The sequence below is a fragment of the Simkaniaceae bacterium genome, from assembly GCA_021734805.1.
Classification (GTDB): Bacteria; Chlamydiota; Chlamydiia; order Chlamydiales; family JACRBE01; genus Amphritriteisimkania.
This window is the reverse complement of record JAIPIG010000022.1, coordinates 1-12,492: the sequence shown is the minus strand read 5'-3', so window position 1 is coordinate 12,492 and position 12,492 is coordinate 1. Positions and strand designations below refer to the sequence as shown.

Genomic DNA, 12,492 nt, shown 5'->3' with positions numbered 1-12,492 from the left:
TGGCTCTCTTCAACTTATTTTGTTTCTTCACCCATTATTTTTTTGCGGCGAGGTGAGTTAGTGAGGTGTTCAACAGGGATCATGATATAACCGATCTCTCCGGGAAGCCGTTTTTGAAAAGCACCTTCTAATGGGTGGATCACAGGGAAATTTGACCAAGGGTTCATCCACATCCCATTTTCTGTTTTGATTAAATAGTGGCCTGCAGGGTATTTCTCGCTGCGTTTTGTATAGACAATGACACCCGTTTGCTTAGTGAATTCCTCATGTTTTAGCTGATACCAAAAGTGGCGGTATTCTCTTTTTCCCTTGTGAAGGGCTTGAATAATATCTCTGCATATATAACCCTTTGTCCAAGCGTTTTCAGGGTTTTCAAATAGCTTGAGTGCTTTTTGATATGTTGTCTTTAAAGCAAATGCAACACAGGCAACTCCACATCCCATTCCGTGTTCTTGCAATATCGGTTTTGACATGGTTTGATCCTTTCATTCCGGTATATCACTCCCGGTATAACTCAAAGCATTTGCTTTGTCAAAGGACAAGTCTATGATTGCATGAGAATCTTAAGAATCGCTATAGTTAGTTTTTTTATTTTTTCATTGTGGAGGTCATATGAAACATGAATTACCTAATTTACCCTATGATTTAAATGCTCTTGCTCCTTTCGTATCTGAAGAGCAAATGCATTATCATTACAATAAGCACCATGCAGCTTATTTTACTAAGCTCAATTCTCTAGTTGAGGGCAAGCCGGAGGCGGATACGCCCTTAAAAGAGCTCGTTATTTCTTCTCAGGGGGGCATTTTTAATAATGCAGCCCAGGCATGGAATCACACCTTTTTCTGGCATTGCATGTCACCTTCAGGGGGGAAAGACCCAAAAGGAGATTTATTAGGAGCTATCGAGCGTGATTTTGGCGGATTAAAAGAGTTTAAAGAAAAGATGTCGACGGCCGCTGCAACACTTTTCGGATCGGGTTGGGCATGGCTCGCAGCGGATAAGAGTGGAAAGCTCGAAATTATGCCGCTCTCCAATGCCGATACCCCTCTTAAACATGGAAAAGAGCCTATTTTGACACTTGATGTTTGGGAGCATGCTTACTACATCGATTATCGCAATCGCCGTCCTGATTTTATTGAAAAATTTTGGGATGTGGTGAGTTGGGACTTTGTCGCTAGAAATTATAAAGAAGCCCAAAGCTAAAAAATGCCGAAATGAGTTGAAGAATTGGGGTTAATGATTTAACTCATCGGCAAGTGGATCATCAAAACCGAATCCTGAGTATTCAAATGGATTAAATTCCGCCGGTCTTGATCGATTTTGAGTAGCATCTGCGGTCGGTTCTGAATGCTCAACTTGAGGCGCCGCTATTGGGTTTCTGCTTGAAGCTCCGATACCGGTTGCCTCCGTAAAAGGATTGGCTGTAGGATCATCTTTAGATGGAGTTGCTATAGCGGGTGTTTTCATGTCCGTATCTAATTCAATCTTCGTAACTTCATGAGAGGTAAAAAAATCATCAAAGGCATATTGCATGATGAGGGGAATACAGCCTACCGGGTTCCATAAATACCCTAAATGAAGGATCTCTTTTGATAAGATCATTGCTTGCTCATTGCGGTATGTCAGGAATCGTTTTTCTAAATGGATAAATGCAAATTGAGTGACTTGATGCGCTAGAGCGCTTGTTGAAAGGGTTAGGAGTCGTGCACCCAAATTCATCACTGAATATGCAGAAGCAATGGCATAAAGAGAAACCCCCATAAACACTCGTTTTGCTAAGACATAAGTTTTTGCATCCTTCACGATCGTTTTATGTAAGTATTGCGTGAGCTCATTGCGTTGTTCTAAACCATCCGTATTTAGAGTGGAGTCAAAAAATGAAGCTTGCTCGGTTTCTTTAGGTGGAAGACGATAAGCATCCGGCGCCATATTGACAATCATATAGGCAGCTAAAATGAAGGGATTGGAAAAGAATACCCATAGTTTTGCAACTGTTAAAAGTGTTTTTGCTTCCGTTTTGAGGTTTGCTGCATAGTGGTCGGCAATATCGTATTTTCCTTGTCTTGCTTCACAAAAAAGGAGCGTTTGAACAAATCCATAACCGCTTCTTAGGGTGAATTCAACCGGAGTTCCAACGATACCAACGGCGATTGTCAACATACCGGTAAAAAATCTTCGGGCGCTGGTTGTAACCGGATCCGTTGCCGATTGTTCGGCAGACGTGACATAACGGCGTATCCCGTTAATAGCTGATCCACAAAATGTACGGTCTAATTCATGATTTGGGATTCTAAAATCAAGCGATAAATGCATAATAATTTAACCAACATTAATATTGTATAAACAACAATTATATCATACTTTATAATAATCAAAAATTATTAAAGTATTTGTTATTATATATTTATAATAAAAACACTTATTACTGTAATATAAGGCGTTGATTTTTAAGTGCTTGTAAAAAATAATTCTTGAACGGAGGGCAAGCCGTAATCTCATTCCTTTAGGGGCTGAGCTTCCGGGGCGGATAGTGAAAGCCAATATTCTTAATCAAATCTTGATTTGAAAAATTAAAGTATTTAATATTGACATCCGTACATAAAAAAGGGGAGAAGGTATGAGTCTTTGGCCTTACGGATACACATTTACGAAAGAATATGAAGAAAGTTTGTATTCAGTCGCTTTACCGGCTGATTCAAAATCGATCGAAGCTCGCTCTCTTAGTTTTTCTAAACTAACCGGATATGAAGATTCTGCTTTTGATACGTATCGCGTCATTTACCCAATTCTAGATGCGATTAATATAAAGGAACCTCCGGCAATCCGAGAGATTGCATATCGTATTTTGCAACAACATTCCACGGCCTTAATTAATCGATTGAGATGGGAGGAAAAGGTTGAAGAAAAAACAAAGGAAATTAAAGTCAGACTTCCCGGAAGAACAATCAGTTGCAAATATTCGGAGATAGAACCTTATTCTAATTCTTTTGTAAAAACTCCAAGCTCTGCTGATAAAGGATATTCCGAATTTGTTTTAGTCGCTCCTTTTTATATGCTCTCTTGGACTCATAATCCAACGATTACATTAAATGGGGAAACAATTGACTACAAACCAACATTTAGTACTCTTCAAGATTGCTATCTCAAGAAAAGATGGCAGTGTGTTGATGAAATTAACTACAAAGAGCTTGGTTTTAAATATCAACCGGGCCTCATTGCAGATACGTATTCCAACGCTATTGATCTCGTAGAGGATCCAAGGCTTTGTGAAGTTATTAATCGGTTTAAAAAACGCTCCCATGAATAGAGGAAATTTTTTGACGGTTAAGGAATATTGGCTATTAATGGTTGGGCTGCGTGAGAAGCTCTCCTCTTAGTCGGTTTGACTTAGCCGACGACGTGCTGTTGTCAATAACGCGTCAGCGATGACAGCGCTAGAATTTCTCATCAGATAGGGAACAACAAAGTTATGTATTACACTGCTAGCAACATGTTGTGTTAAAAGATACACAAGTAATAGTTGATTTTTAAAAGGAGAAAAGGGATTTAAAGACAGTTTCTTATCAATAGACTGAATGTCATAAGAAGGGAATGCGTATTGAATACGGTTTTGAATGCCGGTGTATACTTTACCTTCAAAAATCATTAGTAGTGATGAAAACATTAAACTTTCAACTGTCCATAGAGGCAAGCCGACTTTTTTTTCTTGGTCAAAAAAGATCCCTTTGCCTGAAGGCTTTGATGAAGGTGTCCTGACCCCATTTAAAAAATCCATGAAAGGTATCAGCAGCAAGGAATCCACCTTGAAGCGTTGAAAAGTGAAAACTATGCTCTTAATGTGGTTGAAAATCTCAGAGGCTATGATTACTGAAGCGGTAAAGGCTAGACTCGATCCGGTTGGATTTTTCAAGCGCATTTCATGTGCAGCTATTTTAGCAAAAATAAAAGAAACAATCCCATCTATAACAGTTGATGTTAGCAACAACGGAGAATGGGATGCCCTTTCTTGGTGTATCTCGCAATAATTTTCGTAAAATTCGCTTGTAAAAGTTTGAATATTGCTTAATGTATTCATCAATTTGACAGCATGGAAACCTCGTTCTTTAGGACGAGGAGGAAACGCTGCTCCCTTGTTGTTAAGTTGTTAAAAAAGTGGGGGATTGCTCCCCCTAGCACTTACGTGCAATCGCCACTTGGGTTTACACCCTTGTGGGTAATGTCCTCCTCGCCAATGTTATGGAGCGGTTTGTATGTCAGCAGCATGGGCCTAAACCCCTTACACCTGTTTAACCACTGACCGCAGAGCTTGGGACTGGAGTAGCATCCCAAGGTGCCTATATATTCGCTCCTAACGTAGTCCCTTTTAGAGGGCTATCCCTCAAGGCGGACTTAGGCTGGTCAACGCGAGGCTTTTTTACAAGCCTTCCCCTTCAGGGGAGGGTAGTTGATGGCCGGAATCTACCTCAAATTTTCGTAAAGACTATAAGTCCTTAAAGTTAAAAAAAGCAAATTTTTTTTATATAGGAAGTAATTATACCGCTCGTCATTCAAGAGTTGTTTTTTTTGTCGCCGGCATCCCCGCTTGGTCGATTTACCTCACCTCTGCCTATTGTCAATAGCGCGCCCTTTCAGGTAGAAGGGCCTTCGGCCCGATCGACCATCAGTGCGCCGGCTTCTAAAAATTCCAACTCTTGAATCACTCCCGGTATAAAAAAGGTTTACTTTGGTTATCTTGTTTTGATAGAAGGAAATAATAATTATTTTTTGAATTTTTATGCGTTATTTAATTTACTCTATCGTCGTTCTTAATTGTAGTTTGATCATTGGAGCGGAATATACTATTAAACCTTTTCCCGAATATTCTAAACAGGGTTTTATTGCTTTAGAAAGCAGTGAAAAACAAGATTATGAGTCAGCGGGTTATCATGAAGCTCAGCCCAATGAAGAAAGAGATGCTCCTGTTGTTGAGTTTTTTGGAGGCGGCATTTATTGGAAAGCTCGTACCACTGATTCAATGTATGCTGTCCGTGCATCCAGTGATGCTTTTGCTCTCCCTTACCGCTCTTCACTTAGCGAAGTCGACTTTAATTTTGATTGGGGAGTGCGCTTTGGTGCAGGGTGGTTTACAGGGTATGATCAATGGGGGCTCAGTGCAACTTATACATATTTGAACACGGATAAAACGGATCGCACGCGTGCCGGAATGTGGGGTGACTTGAAATCTCCTGTTGGTTTTTCCCAATCGATGACAGATCTTTTACTCGATGGAACGGAGCTGTCTCAGGTGGTCTTTCAAAGGGCTTCATCTCAATATGATTTGGGATATCAAACCATTGATGTGCTTATTTCACGCCCGTTTCAAGCTAGTTCAATTCAATTTGCGCCTCAAATTGGATTAGAGGGGGCTATTCTCCATTCCAAGCAAAATATTTATTATTCAGGCGGACAATTACTGGAAAATAACACACTCACCGTGAGAAAGAATAACCGGTATTGGGGTGTTGGTCCTAAAACGGGAATTGCTATGGGGTGGGGTTTGAAAAGAGGGTTTACTCTGATTCAAAATTTTGCCTTCGCACTCTTAATTGGGGATCTTAATAGTTATTATGGGGAAGATTTAAGCAATTCAACATCGGATTGGATGAAGTTAGAGGAGAGCGATAAACGATTTGTTCCACATGCAGCAGCTCAAATGGGTCTTGGATATCAGGCAAAATTCGATAAGATGATGAAACAAGTGAATGCTCAGCTGTTATTTGAAGGGCATTTTTTATGGAATTTCATTCAAAAAGTCATTGCAGGTGATGATTTTGATTTTGGAAATTTATATCTCTATGGTTTGACATTTGAATTAGGAGTCGATTTTTGAACAATTTGCAATTTGGTTGAAGTATGAAAATTCATGTTATTGAGTCATATCAAGCTAATTCTCATTTGACCCTCATTGGAGACATTTCTTTGTTTGTAAATGGAAGGTTGGATGATAAAGCAATGATTGCTTGTGATTCTCATGACTTTAAGTATGCTTTTGGGGGCGCTTCTTTTGAGAATGTTGCAAATATTGGGGAATCGATCATCATTAATCAGGCAATGTATATTTCAAGAATACCGGAAAAAAAGGGGTTAAAATGCTTTGCAAGGAAGGGGGCATTTGATTGTTTTTTTATTGTCGGGGTTTCCCCCTTGGAAAAGCCGGATGCTCTTCTTGAGGTTGAATCGGATCAAGAGTCCCTTCAATGTTTATTTGACGAACTGCTTAAACAATATCCTGAGGGGTTTTTTATTGCCGGTGAGGCTCTTTTTGACAGTCTCGAGGGACTTTATGTTAAAAAGGTTCCTATGGAAAAAACACCTGTTTTTGAGCAAAAAGAACTGTATATCGGGTCCGAAAGACACCGGAGTATTCTTGGGTTTCTAACCGGGCTTGTTTTTCCTAAAGACTCTAACTTGTTAAATAATAGCGATTTAAATCGTGTGTTTTATTCAAGCCCCTTTGATTGTCAAGAACTTAAGATATTTAGCCATACCCATGTCGCCTTGATTAATGAGCGCAATCGAGGACCTATCGAGCTCGATAGGGATATTACGGGGGTTCGGCATCTTTTACCCCAATCAACATTTAAATACGCTAAGTTTCAAGTTTATAAACTAAAGCATAATAATTAATATTTTAATTATTTCAATATACTGCAAATTTATAACTATAATGTTATAATATATTAAATTTAATTTATAATTTGTGGGTATTTTCTATGGCTAATGCTTTTCCTGTAGCTTCTACTTCTTCACAAGGGCTTTCCCCTCTTAGGGCTCCAAAAGAGGATAATCCCCCCGGTAATATTGGACTAGATTACCTATTTATTCCCTCAGGGGAAGGTTCGCTAGCGGGTAAAAAAATTCAAGAGCTGGGTGTTTTGGATAAGGGTAGCTTATTTTTATTTCTCATTTTTAACCTCTTTGCCGTGATATTTTTGGGTTGTGATTTATCACCCCCTTCAAAGGCATTACCCAAGCCATGCATTCCTAAAGTGTTCAGCGAAGCATCTTTTGACACAAACTCATCAGCCTCTTCAACGACTCCAAGCTCATGCGATTCTCTGCCAAGAGAAAGAGATGATATAAGCCAATTGCCCACTGAAATTTCTGAAGAACCCGAGGAATCAAGAAAAACAGAATTAGATCGACTTATGGATAAATTACCAAAGGGATCAAATATTGTCTTTTTGGAAAAGGAGTTCATTCCATCTGACATCTCAAAAGATGCAACTCACATCGTTGTGTTTAATGTAAATCGAGAAAATCAGTTTAAAATTGCTAAAGAGATTGGATCGAAAATGGGATTGATGTGCACCCAAACTCCCGGCAGTTCCGATATCATTTTGTTTATTGAAAAAGGCAAAGGAATTACATTGTCTTTTGTCGAAGATGCAATGCCGTCGAATACTTCGGAATATGCAAAAAAATTAACGGATAGCAAGCATAGCGTCTCAGTCATTCATGCACCCCCTCCAAGAAAACCTCGTAGCGCTGATTATTGATTGGGGGGTGTTTGTGACTGATTCTTTTTTGACCCTCCGAAAAGGAATTTGAAAGGGGCAAAAATGGTTTGAACTGCTGTAGCCGGAGCGGAAATAATGACACCTGTGATTCCCGTAATGCCGGCCATTCCGGAAACGGATTTGATAATATGATTGGTGAGAATACGCGTTAATCGCTGGGTCAAAAGGCCGTTTTCAGGGTCGATATCTCGGATGACAATTTGCTTAATCGGTGGAATGTTGCGGGGGGGCTGATTGTAGAGTTTGAGAGAGACGGCAATTTGCTCTAGAAACAGTTCATTGATATAAATCCCTCTTTTTGACCCCTGAGCGTCAGAGGAGGGATTTTTCACAGGCTTATTTACAGTATCTAAAATGAGATCCCAATTGTTTTTTTTGCGATCCGGTGTGTAAAACTCAACGCTTAAATCAATGTCATTCAGCTCAATTTGCTTAATATTGACTGTGGGTTCGAGATATTCTCTTAAGGGGGCTCTAATGGTCAGCGTTTTGATTTTAAGCGCATAGGGAAGAAATGATCCGGGGGGATTTCCTACAAGTAAATTGTGAAAGGTGAGATCAGAGCGTCGAATATCGACCGATTTGATATCAACAGGAACACCCATTGATTTGCTAATGGAGTTGGCGAGAAGTTTGGGGATATATAGGGGGAGAGCGAAAATAGCCCCTACTAACAAAATAATCAGTGCGGTTGAGAAAAAAGTAAAGATGTGAAACGTTCTCTTCATAATGGGCATCTTATAAAGAGCAATAAAAAAGCGCACGATCTATTTTAGACTGTGCGCTTTTTCTCTTGTTATGAAGAGGGAAAATTAGTAGTCTGCACCGGCCATGTGGGCGGGATTAGGCATTTCTTTTTCCTTTTTCTCTTCAGTGATGATGGCTTCAGTAGTGAGAAGAAGACCTGCAATCGAAGCTGCGAGCTCAATCGTGAGTCTAACAACTTTAGTTGGGTCGATAATTCCCTTTTCAATCATATTGCCATAGGTGTTAGTCGCTGCATCAAAACCTTCGTTTTCTTTGAGCTCGCTCACCTTTTGTACAACGATTGACCCTTCAACACCTGCATTTTCTGCAATTTGACGAAGGGGAGCCGTAATCGCTTTGATAACGATGTCAACACCGACTTTTTGGTCGCCTATTAAAGTTTCCGCAAGAGCGCGAAGCACCGGAATGGAGCGAATGAAAGCCGTTCCGCCGCCGGGGAGAATACCCTCTTCAACAGCAGCGCGTGTTGCGTGATGAGCATCATCGACGCGATCTTTTTTCTCTTTCATCTCAACTTCAGTCGCAGCACCGACATTGATTACGCCAACTCCACCGGAGAGCTTAGCAAGTCTCTCTTGAAGTTTTTCTTTATCATAGTCAGATGTGCTCTCGGCAATTTGAGATTTAATTTGTTGAACGCGTGCTTGGATGGTTTCTTTTGATCCGAGTCCTTCAATGATTGTCGTTTCATCTTTTTTAACGACAATTTTTTTCGCACGGCCAAGCATTTCAAGGGTTGTTTTTTCAAGAGATAAGCCGACTTCTTCACTGATAAGTTGGCCACCTGTTAAAATCGCGATATCCTCGAGCATTGCCTTGCGGCGATCTCCAAAGCCGGGAGCTTTGACGGCACAGACTTTGAGGTTAGCGCGAAGGCGGTTAACAACGAGAGTTGTTAAAGCTTCTCCGTCAATGTCTTCTGCGATGATGATGAGAGCCTTGCCCGTTTCGGCTGCTGCTTGAAGAATGGGAAGGAATTCTTTCATTCCCGAGATTTTTTTGTCGTAGATGAGGATATAAACATCATCATAAACGGCTTCTTGTGTTTCCGGATTTGTCATGAAATATGCAGAGACATAACCGCGGTCGAAGTTCATCCCTTCAACAACTTCAAGAGTTGTTTCGAAGCCCTTTCCTTCTTCTATGGTAATCGTTCCGTCTTTTCCGACTTTTTCCATAGCTTTTGCAATGATTTCCCCAATTTCTTGATCGCTGTTTGCAGAAATCGTAGCAACTTGTGCAATTTCGTTGCGATCTTTAATTGGTTTACTCATTTTAGTGATTTCAGCCACTATTGTTGCAACGGCTTTATCAATTCCTCGTTTGATATCGATTGGATTTGCGCCTGCGGCAACGATTTTAAGACCTTCCGAATAGATCGCTTCAGCTAAGACAGTCGCAGTTGTTGTACCGTCTCCGGCCTTATCCGCTGTTTTACTGGCTACTTCTTTGACCATCTGAGCACCCATGTTCTCATGTCGGTCCTCGAGTTCGATCTCTTTAGCTACTGAAACTCCATCTTTAGTGATATGTGGAGCACCATAAGCCTTATCTAAAATCACATTACGGCCTTTAGGACCGAGTGTCACTTTAACGGCAGAGGCAAGCTTATTTACGCCTTTGAGGATTTTATAACGAGCATCCTCTTTAAACTTAATATCTTTTGCGCCCATATATTGGCTCCTTTAATTAGTTTTCAATGATTGCAACAATGTCATCTTCTTTGACGATGATGAACTCTTCATCATTCAATGTGACTTCTTGTCCGGAGTATTTATCCATAAGAACGACGTCGCCTTCTTTTACGGACATAGGGAGGGTCGTTCCATCTTTTGTTGTTTTGCCTAAGCCAACTGCGATGACAATTGCCGATTCTTGTTTCTTCTGTGCAGATTCAGGTAAAATAATCCCACCCGCAGAGGTTTGTTCTTTTTCCATTCTTTTGAGTACGACGCGGTTTCCTACCGGTCTGAGAGTCGATTTTTTTTCAGCTTGGGTTGTCATAGAACGGTCTCCTTGTTAACCCGAATTAGTGTTAAAAAACATATTCAGGATAACTTTTTTTTCGATTTTAGGCAATAGAGATTTAGCAATTTTTGACTTTGATTGCTAAATGTGTAAAAATTCGTTGTCAAAAAGCCAAAATATCGATACAACCTAGGACTGACTTTTTAAGATATGGATATGAGAAATGGCTAAAAAAAGAAATGAAGTGGCTTTAGAAGACCGATGGGATGTCGAAGCTTTCTATAGAGATATTGAGGCGTGGAAAGAAGATTTTTTAATTTTACGCAAAGAGGCGGACAGCCATTTCCCTGAGATCAATCAATTTATGGGAAAGCTCTCAAGTAGTCCCGAGTCATTGGCTCAATTTCTTAAAAAATATTTTGATCTTCAAGTGAAAATTGAGTCCTTATATGTATATGCTCATTTGCGCCATGACGAAGATATTACAATTGATTCCTATAAGAGTGCTTATCAATCAATTATGATGCTCTATCACGCCTTTGCTGCAGAGACTTCTTGGGTCGAGCCCGAAATTTTGCAAATAGATGAAAAAATATTTGATATGCAGAGTCCGTCTCTTGCCGAATATCATAATTATTTGAAGCAACTCATCCATCAAAAACAATATATTTTACCTAAAGAACAAGAGCGCATCATGGCTGCCGCCGGGGATAGTCTTCAAACGATTCCAAGTGCTTTTTCATCAATCAATAATGCCGATCTTAAATTTGAGGATGTGATCGATTCGGAGGGAAAATCCCATGAGCTGACCCATGCTTCTTATCAACTTTTGATCAAATCAAATGACCGCAGCCTTCGCAAAGGGGCTTTTCTCAACATGCATGCTCGTTTTCGCGATTTTAGAAATACGGTCTCCGATTTACTTGCCGGATCGGTTAAGAGGCATCTTTTTAATCGCAATGTGAGGGGGTTTTCATCTTGTTTAAAAGCAGCTTTATACCCTTATAATATTGATGAGAGCGTTTATACTAACCTCATTGAATCAGTGAGGGCTCATTTTCCGGTATTACATGACTATGTGAGTTTGAGGAAGGAGTTGCTCAATCTCGATGAGATTCATGCCTATGATATGTATGTTCCTGCTATTCGGGAATTTGATAAAAAATATACCTTTGAAGAGGCCGTTGAAATCATTATTGATTCTGTGGCGCCTTTAGGGGAAGAGTATCAGAGCATTTTAAGGAAAGGGCTTACGATAGATCGATGGGTCGATCGCTATGACAATGAAAATAAGAGATCGGGGGCGTATTCATCGGGATGTTATTCAAGCAGACCTTATATATTGATGAATTACAATGGGACGTTTAATGACTTAATGACCTTGTCTCATGAAGCAGGTCATAGTATGCACTCCTTTTTTAGCAACCGTACGCAGACATATCAAGATGCTTCTTATTGTATTTTTGTGGCAGAAGTGGCTTCGACATTCCACGAAGAGCTCACGTTCCGCACTCTTTATGAAAGGGCCGCATCTAAAGAGGAAAAAATTTATATCCTCAATCAAAAAATTGATTCTATTCGAGCCACCCTTTTTAGACAGACGATGTTTGCCGAATTTGAACTTAAGATCCATCGCCTTGCCGAAGCGCATATGCCACTCACACCTGATATGATGAAAAAAGAATATGAGGCTTTGAATCGCGACTACTTTGGGCCGAGTTTTGCCTATGATGAGGAGCTCTTTTATGAGTTTTTGCGTATTCCTCATTTTTATTCGAACTTTTATGTCTATCAATATGCAACGGGAATTAGCGCTGCTTATGCGCTAGTAGAGAGAGTATTGAGTGGAAAGGTAGATGCAAAGAACGATTATTTGCAGTTCTTGTCATCGGGGCGATCTGATTTCCCCATTAACTTGTTAAAGAATGCCGGCGTCGACATGACAACAAAAGAGCCTGTTGAAACACTCATAAAAAGATTTCATGAACTAACAAAGGATTTGCGAGCATTAAGTCTATAACTCGACTTTGCAACTTTTTGGGCCCGCCTGCCGCGGTCTTTGCTCTCGGACGCTCGACCTATGGTCGAACTGGGAGATTATTAAAACCGGGAAGGGGTAAAAAACCCCTTCCCGGTTTTAATAACTCCCTAGAGAACAAATATCTCGAGGCCTTCGAGTCCAAAAAGTTACAAAGTC

Annotated in this window: 12 protein-coding genes; 6 read left to right on the top strand and 6 right to left on the bottom strand. The window is 40.2% G+C overall.

Features of this window, described 5'->3' with window-relative positions:
* Positions 1-14 precede the first annotated feature (14 nt).
* Positions 15-473 (bottom strand): hypothetical protein, encoded by a 459-nt coding sequence (locus tag K9M07_05425; protein ID MCF7852660.1) that lies wholly within the window; start codon positions 471-473, stop codon positions 15-17.
* A 139-nt stretch (positions 474-612) separates the two neighbouring features.
* On the opposite strand from K9M07_05425, the gene K9M07_05420 reads away from it, so the two are divergent.
* Complete coding sequence (locus K9M07_05420) at positions 613-1,203, top strand: superoxide dismutase (GenBank protein MCF7852659.1); 591 nt, start codon at positions 613-615, stop codon at positions 1,201-1,203.
* 30 nt (positions 1,204-1,233) lie between these two features.
* On the opposite strand, the gene K9M07_05415 is transcribed toward K9M07_05420, so the two are convergent.
* Positions 1,234-2,313: a hypothetical protein gene (locus K9M07_05415; protein MCF7852658.1), complete on the bottom strand. Its 1,080-nt coding sequence runs from the start codon at positions 2,311-2,313 to the stop codon at positions 1,234-1,236.
* 304 nt (positions 2,314-2,617) lie between these two features.
* Between K9M07_05415 and K9M07_05410 the strand changes: the two genes are divergently transcribed.
* Entirely contained in the window at positions 2,618-3,307 is a 690-nt protein-coding gene (locus K9M07_05410; GenBank protein ID MCF7852657.1) for a hypothetical protein, read from the top strand.
* 66 nt (positions 3,308-3,373) lie between these two features.
* On the opposite strand, the gene K9M07_05405 is transcribed toward K9M07_05410, so the two are convergent.
* A complete protein-coding gene (locus tag K9M07_05405) occupies positions 3,374-4,075 on the bottom strand; it encodes a hypothetical protein (protein ID MCF7852656.1) in 702 nt (233 codons plus the stop codon).
* 699 nt (positions 4,076-4,774) lie between these two features.
* On the opposite strand from K9M07_05405, the gene K9M07_05400 reads away from it, so the two are divergent.
* From K9M07_05400 to K9M07_05390, 3 genes are all read left to right on the top strand, one after another.
* Entirely contained in the window at positions 4,775-5,869 is a 1,095-nt protein-coding gene (locus tag K9M07_05400) for a hypothetical protein (GenBank protein MCF7852655.1), read from the top strand.
* Between the two features lie 23 nt (positions 5,870-5,892).
* Positions 5,893-6,666, top strand: coding sequence for a hypothetical protein (locus tag K9M07_05395; GenBank protein MCF7852654.1), 774 nt, complete (start codon positions 5,893-5,895; stop codon positions 6,664-6,666).
* A gap of 86 nt (positions 6,667-6,752) precedes the next feature.
* Positions 6,753-7,538, top strand: a complete 786-nt coding sequence (locus tag K9M07_05390) for a hypothetical protein (GenBank protein ID MCF7852653.1) — start codon at positions 6,753-6,755, stop codon at positions 7,536-7,538.
* Here K9M07_05390 and K9M07_05385 read toward each other — a convergent pair.
* The 3 genes from K9M07_05385 to K9M07_05375 all read right to left on the bottom strand — a co-directional run bounded on the left by K9M07_05385 (position 7,532) and on the right by K9M07_05375 (position 10,331).
* Positions 7,532-8,287 carry an AsmA family protein gene (locus K9M07_05385; protein MCF7852652.1) on the bottom strand — a complete coding sequence of 252 codons (756 nt, stop codon included), beginning with the start codon at positions 8,285-8,287 and terminating at the stop codon, positions 7,532-7,534. The genes K9M07_05390 and K9M07_05385 overlap by 7 nt on opposite strands.
* A gap of 84 nt (positions 8,288-8,371) precedes the next feature.
* Positions 8,372-10,000: a chaperonin GroEL gene (groL, locus tag K9M07_05380; GenBank protein ID MCF7852651.1), complete on the bottom strand. Its 1,629-nt coding sequence runs from the start codon at positions 9,998-10,000 to the stop codon at positions 8,372-8,374.
* A gap of 16 nt (positions 10,001-10,016) precedes the next feature.
* Positions 10,017-10,331 (bottom strand): co-chaperone GroES, encoded by a 315-nt coding sequence (locus K9M07_05375; GenBank protein MCF7852650.1) that lies wholly within the window; start codon positions 10,329-10,331, stop codon positions 10,017-10,019.
* Between the two features lie 187 nt (positions 10,332-10,518).
* On the opposite strand from K9M07_05375, the gene pepF reads away from it, so the two are divergent.
* Positions 10,519-12,315, top strand: a complete 1,797-nt coding sequence (pepF, locus tag K9M07_05370; GenBank protein ID MCF7852649.1) for an oligoendopeptidase F — start codon at positions 10,519-10,521, stop codon at positions 12,313-12,315.
* Positions 12,316-12,492 lie beyond the last annotated feature (177 nt).